Origin of the sequence: Acidisarcina polymorpha (assembly GCF_003330725.1) — a bacterium.
Classification (GTDB): domain Bacteria; phylum Acidobacteriota; class Terriglobia; order Terriglobales; family Acidobacteriaceae; genus Acidisarcina; species Acidisarcina polymorpha.
Genome location: NZ_CP030840.1, coordinates 5939884 through 5954705 on the forward strand (window position 1 = coordinate 5939884; position 14822 = coordinate 5954705).

At 58.3% G+C, this 14822-nt stretch carries 11 protein-coding genes; 6 read left to right on the forward strand and 5 right to left on the reverse strand.

All coding sequences use genetic code 11. The features are described from left to right. Window positions 1-65: 65 nt before the first annotated feature. The 3 genes from ACPOL_RS25355 to ACPOL_RS25365 are packed head-to-tail and all read right to left on the reverse strand — an operon-like array spanning window position 66 to window position 2092. Window positions 66-902, reverse strand: a complete 837-nt coding sequence (locus ACPOL_RS25355; RefSeq protein ID WP_236657023.1) for a flagellar motor protein MotB — start codon at window positions 900-902, stop codon at window positions 66-68. A gap of 20 nt (window positions 903-922) precedes the next feature. Continuing rightward, on the reverse strand, window positions 923-1696 hold the full coding sequence (locus ACPOL_RS25360; protein ID WP_114209525.1) for a flagellar motor protein: 774 nt from the start codon (window positions 1694-1696) through the stop codon (window positions 923-925). 15 nt (window positions 1697-1711) lie between these two features. Continuing rightward, on the reverse strand, window positions 1712-2092 hold the full coding sequence (locus tag ACPOL_RS25365; protein ID WP_114209526.1) for a flagellar FlbD family protein: 381 nt from the start codon (window positions 2090-2092) through the stop codon (window positions 1712-1714). Between the two features lie 329 nt (window positions 2093-2421). On the opposite strand from ACPOL_RS25365, the gene ACPOL_RS25370 reads away from it, so the two are divergent. The 5 genes from ACPOL_RS25370 (at window position 2422) to ACPOL_RS25390 (ending at window position 9868) form a co-directional block, all read left to right on the forward strand. Next, a complete protein-coding gene (locus ACPOL_RS25370) occupies window positions 2422-3120 on the forward strand; it encodes a class I SAM-dependent methyltransferase (protein ID WP_114209527.1) in 699 nt (232 codons plus the stop codon). An 86-nt stretch (window positions 3121-3206) separates the two neighbouring features. Continuing rightward, entirely contained in the window at window positions 3207-5726 is a 2520-nt protein-coding gene (locus tag ACPOL_RS25375; RefSeq protein WP_114209528.1) for a tetratricopeptide repeat protein, read from the forward strand. 338 nt (window positions 5727-6064) lie between these two features. Then, window positions 6065-7678: a flagellin N-terminal helical domain-containing protein gene (locus ACPOL_RS33725; protein WP_161557566.1), complete on the forward strand. Its 1614-nt coding sequence runs from the start codon at window positions 6065-6067 to the stop codon at window positions 7676-7678. Between the two features lie 268 nt (window positions 7679-7946). Further along, window positions 7947-9329: a flagellar filament capping protein FliD gene (gene fliD / locus ACPOL_RS25385; protein WP_114209529.1), complete on the forward strand. Its 1383-nt coding sequence runs from the start codon at window positions 7947-7949 to the stop codon at window positions 9327-9329. 44 nt (window positions 9330-9373) lie between these two features. Beyond that, window positions 9374-9868, forward strand: coding sequence for a flagellar export chaperone FliS (locus ACPOL_RS25390; protein ID WP_114209530.1), 495 nt, complete (start codon window positions 9374-9376; stop codon window positions 9866-9868). 121 nt (window positions 9869-9989) lie between these two features. On the opposite strand, the gene ACPOL_RS25395 is transcribed toward ACPOL_RS25390, so the two are convergent. Both ACPOL_RS25395 and ACPOL_RS25400 read right to left on the reverse strand, forming a co-directional pair. Continuing rightward, entirely contained in the window at window positions 9990-11756 is a 1767-nt protein-coding gene (locus ACPOL_RS25395) for an ABC transporter ATP-binding protein (protein WP_114209531.1), read from the reverse strand. A gap of 43 nt (window positions 11757-11799) precedes the next feature. Beyond that, window positions 11800-12513: an HAD-IA family hydrolase gene (locus tag ACPOL_RS25400; protein WP_114209532.1), complete on the reverse strand. Its 714-nt coding sequence runs from the start codon at window positions 12511-12513 to the stop codon at window positions 11800-11802. A 167-nt stretch (window positions 12514-12680) separates the two neighbouring features. Between ACPOL_RS25400 and ACPOL_RS25405 the strand changes: the two genes are divergently transcribed. Continuing rightward, window positions 12681-14819 carry a protein-disulfide reductase DsbD family protein gene (locus ACPOL_RS25405; protein WP_114209533.1) on the forward strand — a complete coding sequence of 713 codons (2139 nt, stop codon included), beginning with the start codon at window positions 12681-12683 and terminating at the stop codon, window positions 14817-14819. The last annotated feature ends 3 nt before the right edge of the window (window positions 14820-14822 follow it).

Sequence of the window (14822 nt, forward strand, 5' to 3'; positions counted from 1 at the left end):
CCCATGATAAGTTTCCATGATAAGTTCTCCGATGAGCACACCAGAAATCTGGAACAAAGGCGCCCTCAATGCCGCGAAACAACGCTTCCATGGTGGATGACGCCGGCAAGGGCAACCGGAACCTGCGTCGGTATCGATAGCTCCGGGTGACTGCTCGTCCGCGGGAGCACGATGATGTCCACCCGCCGATTCTGGCTGCGGCCGTCAGCGGTGTCGTTGGGAGCAACCGGGTGAAACTCCGCATACCCTGATGCCGACAGCCGGTAGGGCGCGAAGCTGTCGGCGACGAAGATTCGCGTCAGCCGGGTCGCGCGGCTGGTCGATAGCTCCCAATTCGAGTCGAACTGTTCGGTGTGGATGGGAACGTTGTCGGTGTGCCCTTCAATGCGGATGTCGTAGGGAGAACTCGCCAATGCAGTTGCAATTCTATTCAGGACGGGCAAGGAATTCGTATGAATTGCCGCCGAACCGCTATCGTAAAATCCCGCTTCCCGAAGCGATATGACCAGCCCGTCACGGCCGATCTTCATCGAAACGACGTGTTCTGCAATCTGGGTCGAGAGCATCCCGGAGAGCCGCTCCTTTAGCTTCTCCAGATCCACTTTGACCGCCGGAGGAGCCATCAGTTCCTCTCCCGAGACAATGTTCATCGGGGTAACCGGACCTTCCTGGTTATGAGCGAGTCCGGCAGCCCCGTTCTTAGTTGGCGTCTGTTGGAAGAGGCCCAGAGTGCGAAAGGCCGAATCGATCGAATCAGCCATCTGCACCTGCTTCTTCACGTCGGCCTTCGAGGTGGCATACATCACCACAAAGAAAGCGAACATGAGGGTAATAAAGTCGGCATATGAAACCAGCCAGCGTTCATGGTTGACATGCGGCTTGTTTTTCTTTCGTCTCATCATTTCGGTTTCGGATCGGCCGGTCAGGCGCGTACCGGCGACTTGCGGTTCTTGTCTTCGGAGAGGAAGCTCTGCAGCTTAATCTCAATCATGCGAGGGTTCATCCCCTCGAGGATAGACACTACCCCCTCCAGCATCATCTCCTTGTAGACGCGTTCTTCCTGGATGCGGATCTTCAGTTTGCCTGCCGAAGGTAGCAGAATCAGATTGGCCGCTCCGACTCCATAGATCGTGGCCACAAAAGCTACGGCAATGCCTTTGCCTACCTCTTCGATCTTGTCCAAGTGCTGCATGACCTGAATCAAACCGAGCACTGCACCGATAATCCCGATCGTAGGAGAGAAGCCGCCGGCCGACTCGAAGACCGCCGGAATGCGCTCCTCTTCCTCAGCGCGGTTCTCGATCTGGATCTCCATGATTTTCCGCAGTTCCGAAGGTTCGGTCCCATCCACCGCCAACATGATGGCTTGTTTAAGAAAGGGATCGGTGATTTTCTTCAGCTCCTGGTCGAGCGACACTATGCCGCTCCGCCGGGCTTTGTTGGCGAAGTCGATGATTTGCTTCAATGCTTGATCGGTATCCCTCTTCCCACCCACAAAGACCTGTATGAATTTCTTGAAAGCAGCCAGAACCATAGGAAGCGGAAACTGCAGCATCACCGCTCCCAGGGTTCCCCCAAAGACGATCATGGCCGCGGTTGGCTGCAGAATCTGGCCGAGGCTTCCACCTTCGATCAGCAAGCCCGCGATGATGCCGGTCACTGCCAGCAGAACTCCGATGATGCTGCTCTTGTCCATTCGAATTCAGGGTCCTTATCTTCGGGACGGTCGTCGCATGTGGCATTGAATGCAAAGGTGTTTGAAGGCTTTTCTAGCCGGACTGGTTCTCATCAACGAAAGCCTTTGTGTATTTCGAATTGGCTTTTGTCCGAGTTGCCTGGGACTCGGAAGCGTCGTGGCAAATGTCGCTAAATGCAACAGTGTTCTGCCGTCAGGGACCAGTTTGACCACCTCCGCCAGCAATTTGGCTCGCTGCAATGTCATGCGCTCGACCACCTGAGCGCACGACTCATGGACCAGCACCTTCTCGCCGTTGACCAGGGTGAGCATCGTATCCGGAGACGCTTCAGCCCACTTGATCAGGTCACAGTTGACGAAGAGTGGATTGCCGTTCAGCCGAGTGAGTTCAATCATCGAGGCTCCTCCTCCGGGCTCTAAGGCGTTATCGGCGGAAAGGGGCTGAATGTTCAAGGACTCAACATTCGTCGGCGAAATCCGGATCCACCTCTACTTTGTCGGCTTACGCCGTCAGCCTCACGGACCTTAATAGGGCCCGCGATCTACAAGGGCTCGGATGGATTATCGAGTGCGCAACTCGCGGCCTCGCGAGTCTTTCTTTCTTTCTGGGATTGCATCTCCAAAATGGGCAAGTGCCTGGCCATATGGAGTGAATCGCTCCAACCGGGTATGCGGGACGAGGGAGACTATAGGCGTGGGCAAGCCGCCTCACGGAGCAAAACGCGATGAATCTCTGGCAGGACTTCAAGACCAATCAAGGCAAGATCATCTACAAATGGCAGCATTACTTTCCGATTTATGAGAAGCATCTCTGTGCCTGGCGGAACAAGACCGTTACGGTCATTGAAATCGGAGTTTTTCACGGAGGGTCGCTGCAGATGTGGCAGCGATACTTCGGGCCGTTAGCAACGATCGTGGGCATCGACATCAATCCCGAGTGCCTGCGGCATGAGGAGCCGGGCATCCACATACGCATCGGTGACCAAAGCGATCCGGCTTTCCTGCAATCTGTCGTGGATGAGTTCGGCGCTCCGGATATCGTGATCGATGATGGAAGCCACCAGATGCAGCATCTCAGGAGCAGCTTTCTGTTCCTCTATCCCAAGCTAAGTAAGAACGGTATCTATGTCGTCGAGGACTTGCATACTGCCTACTGGGAGGAGTATGGCGGCGGACTGTGTAAGCCGGAGAGCTTCATCAGCCTTAGCAAGCAATTCGTCGACGCCCTGAACGCCGACCACGCTCGCGGCGCTCTGGTCCCCGATTTCATCACCAGGCATACCTTCGGGATGAGCTTCTACGATAGTGTGGTGGTCTTTGAACGGGGGACGATCCCGATAAAGATGGCTGTCTGGAGCGGTCGGCTATCCCAACCGGTAAGCTTGCCAGCGGTCAAAGAGATCGAGACTGCAACTGCGACCTAGCGCGGTGGCTGGCTAGATCCATTGCTCGGGACGGGGCTGCTGCGGAGCTCCAGGAAGAAGGCGGCCCAAGTCGCCCGGGGTGATCCATGTTGACGGTGCAAGCGAATGAACTGAATGTCGACGCCGCTCTGCGCGCAGCCAAGAACGGGCTTGAGTCGGGAGATCTTGCGGGGGCCGAGCGGCTCTATCGCGCGATTCTGGCAACGTGCCCCAACCAGGCCGATGCAAACTACAACCTCGGGGTGCTGTCCGCGCACACCGGTCGCGCGGCGCTTGCGCTGGGCCACTTCCAGGCCGCTCTCCAGGCCGACCCGCGGCAGCCGCAGTTCTGGCTGAGCTGTATCGACACTCTAATTCGGCTGGGGCAGACCGGGGCAGCCGTCGAGATGCTGGCCCAGGCTCGTCTATGCGGCCTCGGCGGACCAGGCGCTGAGTCGCTGGAGGTTCGGCTGCGAGCGCTCTCCAGTCCGCATACGGAGAGGAGGCGGGAAGAGGCGAAGATCTCTTCGGTCCCTGCTTCAACTCCGCTCTCCGTTGCGGCCTCGCCTCTGGTTGCCAAAAAGATCCGGAAAAGAGGTCAAAGGGCAAAAGATCGGGCAGTCAGGTGGAAACAATCTGCTTCATTGCCGACCGTATCTGCGGCGATCGCCAAGCAAGAGGCCGACGAAGAAGCCGAGCTCATGGGACTGTATCGGCAAGGCCGCTTTGCTGAAGTGGAGGCGCTCGCTCGCGGCCTAGCGACGAAGTCCCCTGCGCGCGGGTTTCTTTGGAAGGTGATCGGCGCCGCGGTGCAGCGGCAGAAGCGGTTTGAGGAAGCGCTCGAAATCAAGCTGCGCGCTGCGGAGCTGCTTCCCGGCGACGCTGAGATGCAAAACAATCTTGGCGTCGCGCTATTGGAGCTGTCGCGTTACGCCGAAGCGGAAGCCTGTTACCGGCGCGCCACAACCTGGTGCCCGGAGTATCCCGAGCCGTGGACCGGGCTGGGGCTCGCGGCGCAAAAACAAGGCCGGCTCGAGGAGGCAGAGCAATTCTGCCGCCGGGCGCTCGAGCTTCGTCCGGTCTTCGCCGATGGCAGCTGCAATCTCGGGGTCGTTCTGCAGTTTCGCGACAAGCTTGACGAGGCCGAGGGCTGCTACCGGGAGGCGCTCAACGCCGAGCCTTCTCATCTCCATGCCTTAAGCAACTTCGGCACCCTGCTTCAGAAAATGGGGCGGCTGGCTGAAGCTGAGGACCTGTTTCGCCGAGCTCTCGTTCAGGATCCGGACTTCGTTGATTCCTTGGTTAATCTCGCCGGATGCCTGCACCAATTGGGGCGGATGGAAGAGGCGATTGCCGCGCACCGGCGCTCCATCGAAGCCGATCCTACCAGCGCCCCTCTCTATTCCAATTATCTCTTTTGCCTTGGCCATAAGATCGGGTACGCGATCGAAGACCAATTCGCCGAGCAACTGCGGTTTGGAGAGCGATTCGAGTCTCCATTGGTCGGACAATGGCGGCCGCATTCCAACTCCCGCGATCCGGCGCGTGTTCTCCGCATCGGCTTCATATCCGGAGATTTCTACAAGCATGCGATGGCTTCTTTTGTGGAACCCATGCTGTCCCAGCTCGGACGCGATCGCGGCTTCGCGTTGCATATCTATAACAACCGGAGCCTTGAAGACGAAATTACCCTCCGCATGCGGAGGCAGGTCCAACATTGGACCTCATCGGCTGGTCTTTCCCCGGAGGCTTTGGCGGAGAAGGTCCGGGCCGACGGTATCGATATCCTCTTCGATCTTTGCGGACACACCGGAGGGAGCCCAATGGTGTTTGCTCGCAAGCCCGCGCCGATTCAGATTGGCTGGATTGGCTATCTCGGCAGCAGCGGAATGAAGTGCATGGACTACTACCTGGCCGACCCGGTATTCCTTCCGCCTGGCGAGTTCGATCGTTACTTCACCGAGACGATCATTCGTTTGCCGGTGGTGGCTGCCTTTCAACCCAATATGGCTGCGCCTGCGGTCTCTGCGTTGCCCGCGCTAGTCAACGGCCCCCTCACCTTCGGCAGCTTCAGCCGGATGGGCAAGCTGAATCCGGAGACGGTGGGGCTGTGGTCGCGGCTGCTTCGCCAATTGCCGGGGTCGCGGATGATCCTCGGCGCGATGGCCGCCGACGGGCGTCATGAGCTCCTGGAAAGTTGGTTTGCACAGGAGGGGATCGCGAAGGAGCGGCTCGAGTTCCATTCAAATTCTACGATCGACATCTATCTCGGCCTCCATCATAGGATCGATATCTGTCTGGATCCGTTTCCCTTTACCGGCGCCACCACCACCGGCAACGCGATGTGGATGGGTGTGCCCACGCTTACGCTACAGGGAAACACGCCCGCGGGGCGGCTGGGAGCCGCCATGCTGGGGCACGCCGGCCTAGAGGATTTCGTCGCCCGCGACCAGGATGACTTCGTCGCAAAAGGCCTTAATTGGGCGAAAAATCTTGAAGCTCTCGCTCAACTTCGCGCCGGAATGCGCGCCCGCTTCCTGGCTTCGCCGCTCGGCGAGCCGGAGCTCTTCGCGCGGGAACTCTCCACCTTGTTGCGGCGGCTTTGGGAGAATTGGTGTACCAAGTGACTCAATTCTTGCGGAAGGCTGACGTAGTTGAACGCCCTGCTGCAACGAAAAAGATCCTTAAGGCCGAAGCAGGGCACCGTGGCTGGCTATTCGCTGCACTGAGGACGCGCGCCGCCGCCAACTCCTCATCTGCAAAACGGAACTGCTCGGGTCGCAACCAGCTTTATCCCTCCGCAGCTCAACTTTGGCACCTAAAGTGCTCCAGAAGGTCGCCGATGAAGGCAGTGGGTAACGCGGTTCCTTCCGCTAAGTGACCCAGAGCAAAATTACGGCATCTGGTCAGGAACCCAAAGCAAGGCAATAAGAGGAATCAATCTCACGCATCAAGGAGCAATGACATGTCTTTGGGTGTCCTAAATAACATCTCGGCAATTTACGCGCAGAACAACCTGTCCACCACGCAGGCCAACCTGCAGAAGACCCTGGAGCAGTTGTCTTCAGGATCGCGGATCAACTCCGGCGCGGATGATCCGGCCGGCCTTTCCATCAGCAACGGGCTGGCGGCCAATGAGGCGGCGCTCACCCAGTCTTCGCAGAACGCCACCAGCGGCGTCGGGCTGCTGCAGGTCGCCGATGGCGCTCTGTCGCAGGTCAACAGCCTGCTAAATCGGGCCATCACCCTGGCCACCGAGGCGGGCAACGGCACTCTGGACAGCGCCCAGGGCGCTGCCGCTCAGCAGGAATACGGCGACATCCTGAGCGAGATCAACACCATCGGCAGCTCGACGGAATTCAACGGCAACGCGGTCTTCTCCAGTGCGCAAAGCAACATCTTCACCAGTGACGGCACCACGACTGGAACCAACAGCTACAACGTTGGAGTTGGAACGCTGAGCACTACCAGCGGCGTCGGCGTCACGGCGCCGGGCACCAGCAGCGGCACCGGCTCGACGGCGAGCCTGGCCCCGCTGCTCACCAAGGCAGGCGCGGCGGCGGCCACCTATACTGCAGCGGTCAAGAGCGTCTCCACCTTGACACTCACCGGAACCCTGGCATCGACCGACAACGTGATCGGCACCCTGCAGTTATATGCCGGCTCGACCGCCTACACCATCAACACCGGCACCACCGGCGAGACGGTCGCTGCACTCGATGCGCAGATCGCCGCCGACACCGGCGGCACCACCGCGGTCGGCGGCGCGGCGATCACCATCACCGCTGGCACCGCCGGGGTCGCCAATGCGATCGTCCTGGGCACCAGCACTCTGGAGGACACCACCGCCGGCGCCGTGACAGCGTCGAGCGGCGCGCTTGCGGCCGCCAACGGCACAGCGGGCGCAGACACCGTCAATTATGCGGCGTCGGCTTCGCAGACCTACTCGATCAACGCCCACAGCGCCGCCGACACCTTCACCAACAGCGGGCTGAGCGTCACCTTCGGCACCGGCGCCAATGCCGTCACCACCAACGTCATCTTCACCGGGACGGGCGGAATCGACACCCTAGCCCAGTTGGACGCCAACATCGTCACCGCGGCCGCCAGCGCCGGCGCGGGAACGATCGCCGCTACCGTGACCGGCAATAACGTCGCCTACACCGCTTCAGCCAGCGGTTCGGCGGCTGACTTCACCATCAACGGCGGGGTCAACGATATTCTGGCCTCTTCGGCTTCAAGCTCAGGGTCGCCAAGCGCCGGCGCCACGCTTAGCGGCACCAGCTTGAGCACCTCCACGGGGGCGGCGAGCGCGTTGACCGCCATCTACAACGCCATCAACGACGTCTCTTACCAGCGCGGAGCGGTGGGGGCCAACATCAACACCCTAACCGCGGTCTCGGAAGTGGAGTCGACCCAGAACGTGAACGTGACCGCCGCGCAGAACTCGATCAGCGCCACCGATTACGGCCAAGCCACCTCGAACCTGTCCAAATACGAGATTCTAAGCCAGACCGGCATCTCGGCACTCGCCCAGACCAACAGCGTACAACAGGAGGTCTTGAAGTTGCTGCAATAGTCCCACGGGAGCAGTTCTTCATGGGGCACGCCGGGCAGCAGATCGATGCGAGCCAGGCAAAAGGGAAGGAACTACTGGATGGCGGAGGATGGGTCGAAACTGGCCTAAAATCCGCCATATTTTCTGGCGATGGCTCACCAAACCCGGGCCGGGTCGATAGAGTTCGCGGAGTCCTCCAGCGATCCAGCGGTTCTAAAAAAAAAACTAATTCTTTCTCTGCATAGGTGGCTCTTGACTTGAATACAGGCAGAGGGACAAAGGAGAATCTATGGGTACGGTGGGGATAAGCTTCGGGAATCCGACCGGTGGCGCCGGTTTCGATGTGACCACGACGGTGGCAGCAATCGTTTCAAATCTCGAGCACGTGGAGACCCCGTGGAAGACTCAGCTGACCAGCTTTACTGCTCAGGACGCTGTCTTCACTAGCTTAGGAAGCAATCTTTCGACACTCAGTGCCGACATTCAGACGCTCACCGATCCGGCCGGGGTGCTGGCCAACAAAGAGGGCTCAAGCTCGGATACGAGTGTGCTCACCTTGACCTCGGCGAGCAGCACGGCGGTGGCTGGAACCCACACCGTCCTCGTCAACAGTCTAGCCCAAACGTCTACGGCGGATACCGCCGAGATCGGCACCACCGATGTACTCACTGGAGGGGTGGCCATTCAGGTCGGCAGCGGGACCGCGCAAACTATCAACGTCGGCTCGACCCAGACGTTGGCCGGATTGTCGGCAGCCATTAACGCGGCCGGCATCGGCGTCACCGCCAATGTGATTACCGATACCAACGGCTCCCGCCTTTCGATCGTCAGCGGCACCGGGGGCGTGGCGGGCCAGCTGACCGTCAGCAGCACGCTTGTTGACGGTACTAAAAATGTCGGAACGACGGGGAGCCCCGCCCTGGCCTTGACCACCATCCAGGCTGGAGTGGATGCCTCGCTTAAGGTTGACGGGTTCACCGTCACGAGTGGAACTAACACTGTCTCCGACGCGATTCCCGGGGTAACCTTCCAATTATTGGCCGATGCCCCGAGCGAACCGGTTCAAGTTGTGATCACCAACAATGCCTCCGCTGTGACCAGCGCCCTCACTACTTTCGTCAGTGACTACAACACCACCATCAATGCCATCACCGCCCAGGAAGGCAATACCTCAAGTGGAACTCCTGAGCCGCTTTATGGCAGCCCGATCCTAGCTCGATTGCAGGAGCAACTGCAAAGCGCGCTCAGTTCCAAATACTCCTCAGGAACCATTAATTCGCTCGCCCAACTAGGCGTGGAAGCCCAACAGAACGGCACGATCACCCTCAATTCCGATACTCTGACCACCATTCTTAACAGCAACTACAGCGGCGTTAGCGAGTTCTTCCAGAATACCGGTACCTTCGGGGTGACCTTCAGCACGCTGCTGAACAACCTCAGCAGCAGCAATCCGAGTGGAACACTGGATCTGGCTCTGGCTGAGGATAAGAGCGAAGAGACAACCCTGAACAAGAACGTCTCCAACGAAGAGGCTGTGGTCGCAACTCAGAAGACCAATCTCACTAACGAACTGAACACTGCCAATCAGGAATTGCAAGCCATTCCCGAACAACTGCAGGAAGTCAACGAACTTTATTCGGCGATCACCGGATACAACCAGACCCACTCCTAACCCGGAGAGCAAACCAGCATTGACAGATAAGGCGGCCGTACCAGATGAACTATCAGCAGCAGTCGCTCGCCGGGCTCAACGGCATCGAATTGATCATCGCGCTTTATGACGGGATGGCGCGTTTTCTCCATCGCGCAATTGAGGCGATCGAAGGCGGCGACGTTCATGCGCGTCGTCGGGCGATCAAACGAGTCTTCGATATCCTGATTCACTTGCAGGCCCGCTTGTGGATGGATGTTGGCGGTTCGCCCGCCAGAGCACTCAGCGACTTCTACACCGCCATGTTCGCCCTGGCGCTTCAGGGTTCTCAGGAGGAGTCTAAAGACAAGCTGCTGCAGGCGATCGCTGGTATTCGTAATGTCCGCGAAGCGTGGCAGCAGGTTGCTCTTGATCCTGCGGCTCAGAAGATGATTCCCCGGAACCTGCAGACCGTCGAAGAGCGGATTTCTAGTGCCGCGCTGCCGCTTCTACGTTCCAAACCGGACCACTATGATAGCGGGGACGGCACTATGCCGGAATCCTGTCAGTGGATGGCGTAGTATCGATCAGGCTGGAAGAACAGGGGGCATTGAGAATATCGCAGTGTCAAGCGAATTCGCCTTGTCGAGCGAATTTGCCGACCTCTCCCTCTTCTCCTGCCGAACCCAGCTCTGGTTCTGACTACGTCGCTACAGCGAGTTCTTCTTCGAGTAATTGTTTCTGGAAAAGGCCGGCATAGTAGCCGTCGCGCGCCAGTAGTTGTTCATGGGTTCCGGATTCTGCAATCCTGCCCGCCACCAGCACCGCAATCCGATCGGCGTGGCGAACGGTCGAAATGCGGTGGGAGATAAAGATGGTGGTGCGGTCCTGCATGATGCGGCGAAGTTCGTTGAGGATCTGCTCTTCGGTATAGGTATCAACGCTCGCAAGTGCGTCGTCAAGGATCAGCACTCTGGGATCGCGTACCACCGCGCGCGCAATTGCCGATCGCTGTTTCTGTCCCCCGGAAAGGGTGACTCCGCGTTCGCCAACCATAGTCTGGAAGCCTTTCGGGAACTCGTCAAACTCCTCGCGGATATGGGCCGCTTCAGCGGCGCGGTAGATCGCCTCATCGCTTGCCCCGGGAACTCCGAGTGCGATATTTTCGCGGAGTGTCTCACTAAATAGAAAAGTCTCTTGCGGAACGAAACCAATATTAGTCCGGAGCGTCTCCAGGCGATATTCGCGCAGCGGGCGACCGTCGAGCAGTACACTCCCGGCGGGGGCATCGTAGAGTCGAGGAATGAGGCTAACCAGCGTTGATTTGCCCGACCCAGTGGGACCAACGATAGCCAGGCTGCTGCCTGCTGGAATCTTCAGCGAGATGGAATGAAGTACCTCGACCGGGTTCTCCGCATCGGTTGGATAAACAAAGCTCAGATCGCGAAATTCGATCTCGCCACGAAGCTTCAAATCCCGCGGAATCTTCGGGTCGGCGTCCTTGTCGTCGATGGTCGGCATCTCGGTGAGAAGTTCGTTAATGCGGGTTACCGACGCCGTGCCCCGTTGGAATAGGTTGACGACCCAGCCTACGGCGATGATCGGCCAGGTCAGCATCATCATGTAGGTATTGAAAGCGACGAAGCCGCCCACCGTGATGCGGTGAGTCAGCACTTCATGGCCGCCAACCAATAAGGTGATTGCAAGCGCCAGGCCGAGGATGAACTCAAGCGTCGGCCACAGCATGCCCATCATTTGCACCAGTCTCAAACCGCGCCGAATATACTCCCGGTTGGCCAGATCGAAGGAGGCAACTTGCGCCTCTTCCTGTGCAAAGGCTCGGATCAGTCGAGCGCCGGAGAAGTTCTCTTGTGCTTGCGCGGAGATCTCCGAAAACATAGCCTGGATGCGCTCAAAACGGTCATGAATTCTCCGGCCCAGTGCCTGCACCAGGATGCTCGCCAGAGGGAGCGGCACTAACGCGACCAAAGTCAGGAAGGGGCTGATCCTGAGCAGAAAGAAGAGCGCTCCTATCGAGAAGAGCAGGGTATTGGCGCTGTACATGATGGCCGGTCCCAGCAGCATGCGAACCGCATTCAGGTCGTTGGTCATGCGTGCCATAATGTCGCCGGTCCGGTGCTGGTGGTAATAAGAGGCCTGTTGCCTTTCCAACTGCCGGAAGAGGTCGCTGCGCAGGTCGAATTCGATATCCCGCGAAATGCCGATCAGGATCAGCCTGGAGAGGAATAGAAAGATGCCTTTGACTCCCGTGACCGCTATCAACATACCCGCATAGATCAAAATCTTGTGCCGGGTGACGCCCGTATTGAGGCCGTCGATCACCATGCCCACAACTTGAGGGAAAAGGATCGCAACCAGGTTGCTCAGGATGATCGAGAGGCCGCCCCAGAAAAAATCCCGCCGGTAGCGGTGCAAATAGGGAAACAAGGGGCGGATGAGGGTCAGCATCTGGTTCTATTTTAGTTGATCCGGGTAGATGTCGCGCGGTCACTTAGAAGTGCTCGGCGAGGGCGGCAAAGCTCGTCAATTCCAAGAAGTGCTGACCCAGCGGCGCCTCATCGATCTCCTCATGCTCCAACGCCCAGGTATGGGGGTGGTGCACGAGCACGGCATGGAGACCGGCCAGGAGGGCAGGATTTATGTCCGAGCGCGGACTGTTGCCGATCATCCAGGTCGTGTTAGGGGAAAGCTCATGTTTGGCACAGATCGCGAAATAGGCCTGCGGATCTTTCTCTCGCGGAATCTCGATCGCCGTGAAATGCTCTCTCAACCCCGAACGCTGGAATTTATCGATTTGCTCGGCCTGGTTGCCTTTGGTCACCAGAATGAGGCGATGCCGGGATGCCAACTCCTCAAGGGTTTCGGCAACGTCGGGTAGAAGCTCTATCTCCTGATCAATGATGGACTGTGCGAAACTGCTGACCAGCTCCCGTTTACTCTCCGTAAAGTGTTCATGAGATAGTCGCTCGAAACATGTGATCAAGGACTGACGGAAGCTGGAAACGCCGTATCCATGCGATAAAATGGTCTCTCGTTCGACCTGGTTCAGTTGCACCCGGACCTCAGCCGGGGAGTATTCCTTATGATCCAGGCACGAAATAAATGCCGCGATCGCCCGTTCAAAATAAATGTTGTTCTCCCAAAGCGTGTCGTCCGCATCGATGAGCAGGGTTTGGCGCGCTGGAAATCGAGATTTAAGTTCCATTTGTATCCGCAGCTTCTTTCATTGAAAAGTAACAAAAACTAATGACGAAATAAAAGCTAAAGAGTGGCGATCGGCTTGAACGGTCTGCATTCACAGCCTGCCATCCCGTTTGCGTAATTTTCCTGGTACTGCCACGTCCTACAATAGAAGACGGAAGCGAGCGAGACATGCGGCTACACGGCAAGACACATTACATTTGGCTGGCGCAGGTTCTGCTGGCGTTGACTTGCAGCGCCGGAGCGCAGGCTCCGCCTGCGAAGGTCCTCGATAGCACCGGTGCGGTACAAGCTCCTCACCTCTCTGTCCAGTTGATCACCGCCAAAGATGTCATTCACCCCGGCGACTCCTTACATGCGGGACTGTATTTTAAGCTCGACAAAGGCTGGCATGTCTATTGGTCGAATGCCGGGGATTCGGGCGAACCGCCAGCCATCCGATGGACTCTTCCCACCGGCATCACTGCTGACCCGATGCAGTTTCCAACGCCTCAGCGGTTGCCGCTAGGTCCTTTGATGGACTACGGCTACGAAGGCGAAGTGGTCTTTCCTATCCTGCTTCACGCCGCCGCCTCGCTCCCGCCAGGCGCATTGCCCGCGGCCGCCGCGAAGGTAAACTGGCTCGTCTGCCGTGAAGTATGCATACCCGGCAAAGCGGAGCTGACGCTGCCGTTGACCGTTGCTGCTGCTGGAAATCCTGGCAAAGACACCTCGCAGGCATTAATCCAAAGCTATCAACAGAAGCTTCCCCAGCCGCTGCCGCCAGACGCCAAGGCATCTTTCGCGGCTACGCCTACTGGCTTTAGCGTTGTCATGAAAACCGGAAGGCAAGAGTCCTCTGCGCAATTCTTTCCCTACGATCAAAGCCAGATCGACAATCCTGCCAAGCAGTTGATCAAGCCGCTGAAAGATGGAATTCAGCTCGATATCAAGAAGGACGAGAATCTTAAGACGACCCTAAGCGCGCTTCATGGCCTGGTGGTCTTTCCGGATGGGCGATCTTACGATGTCCAATTTCAGCCTGGCAGCCTGGCCGCCGCGCCTTCGAGCACTAACTTTGCGGAGGTTTTAAGATACGCGGGCCTGGCCTTCCTGGGCGGCATCATCCTGAATTTAATGCCCTGTGTCTTTCCGGTGCTCTTCATCAAGGGATTGTCGCTGGTGCAATCTTCCGGCGAGGAGCGCGTCCGGATGCGCGCTCATGGACTTGTCTATACCGTCGGGATCATCGTTTCCTTCTGGGCAGTGGTGGCGGTACTGCTCGCTCTGCGGGCAGGGGGACAGCAGTTCGGATGGGGATTCCAATTTCAATCACCGGCATTTGTCGCTGTCATCGCACTTTTCCTCTTTTTCCTGGCGCTCTCACTCGCCGGCATGTTTGAGATCGGCCTGACTCTAACCAATGCCGGCTCTGGACTTGCCTCTCGCGGCGGTTACGCGGGCAGCTTCTTCACCGGCGTCCTGGCTATGGTGGTCGCTACACCCTGCACCGCACCTTTAATGGGAGCCGCGACCGGCTTCGCCCTGGCCCAATCGGCGACGGTGACATTCGTGATCTTCACTGCATTGGCCCTGGGTCTTGCCGCGCCGTACTTACTGCTGTCCTTCAATCCTGCTTGGACCCGTTTTCTTCCCCGGCCTGGCGCATGGATGGAAGTGCTCAAGCAGGCAACTGCGGTGCCCCTCTTTGCAACCGTGATTTGGCTAGTGTGGGTCTTTGCCCAATCTGCTGGGATCAACGCGCTGATCGGCCTGCTCGGCGGATTCCTCCTGCTGGCGATCTCCGGATGGGTATTGGGGCGCTGGCCCGCAAAGACGCCAGCCGCCTTCGTGGCCGCCCTGGTCGGGATACTCGCAATTGTGCTGCCCATTTACGCTGCGCGGAAGTATGCCGATTCATCGGCCAGCGCGGCTACGGCAAAAGGGCCATCGACATGGGAGGCCTTCACGCCTCAACTGATCGACGGCTACCGCGCCCAGGGCAAACCGGTCCTTGTCGACTTTACGGCGAGCTGGTGTCTCAGTTGCCAGGTCAATGAACGCGTCGTCCTTGATCGCGAAGATGTTCAGAAGCGTCTCCACGACAGCGGCATCGCTCTGGTTCGGGCCGATTGGACGCGTCATGACGAGACCATTGCGCAGACACTGGCGGCGCTGGGACGCAGTGGCGTTCCCACCTATGTTCTCTATCCGGGAGGCAGCGGGGATCAGCCGAAGATCCTGCCCGAGGTTTTGACCACAGGCATCGTCTTCGACGCATTAGACGAGCTCAAGCTAAGTAAGCAGGCGAAGCTTTCTACGAAGGAGTGAGGT

Excerpts from the sequence above, each read along its gene's own strand:
- ACPOL_RS25355 (WP_236657023.1), bottom strand. The coding sequence starts at position 902 with ATGATGAGACGAAAGAAAAACAAGCCGCATGTCAACCATGAACGCTGG.
- ACPOL_RS25360 (WP_114209525.1), bottom strand. The coding sequence starts at position 1,696 with ATGGACAAGAGCAGCATCATCGGAGTTCTGCTGGCAGTGACCGGCATC.
- ACPOL_RS25365 (WP_114209526.1), bottom strand. The coding sequence starts at position 2,092 with ATGATTGAACTCACTCGGCTGAACGGCAATCCACTCTTCGTCAACTGT.
- ACPOL_RS25370 (WP_114209527.1), top strand. The coding sequence starts at position 2,422 with ATGAATCTCTGGCAGGACTTCAAGACCAATCAAGGCAAGATCATCTAC.
- ACPOL_RS25375 (WP_114209528.1), top strand. The coding sequence starts at position 3,207 with ATGTTGACGGTGCAAGCGAATGAACTGAATGTCGACGCCGCTCTGCGC.
- ACPOL_RS33725 (WP_161557566.1), top strand. The coding sequence starts at position 6,065 with ATGTCTTTGGGTGTCCTAAATAACATCTCGGCAATTTACGCGCAGAAC.
- fliD (WP_114209529.1), top strand. The coding sequence starts at position 7,947 with ATGGGTACGGTGGGGATAAGCTTCGGGAATCCGACCGGTGGCGCCGGT.
- ACPOL_RS25390 (WP_114209530.1), top strand. The coding sequence starts at position 9,374 with ATGAACTATCAGCAGCAGTCGCTCGCCGGGCTCAACGGCATCGAATTG.
- ACPOL_RS25395 (WP_114209531.1), bottom strand. The coding sequence starts at position 11,756 with ATGCTGACCCTCATCCGCCCCTTGTTTCCCTATTTGCACCGCTACCGG.
- ACPOL_RS25400 (WP_114209532.1), bottom strand. The coding sequence starts at position 12,513 with ATGGAACTTAAATCTCGATTTCCAGCGCGCCAAACCCTGCTCATCGAT.
- ACPOL_RS25405 (WP_114209533.1), top strand. The coding sequence starts at position 12,681 with ATGCGGCTACACGGCAAGACACATTACATTTGGCTGGCGCAGGTTCTG.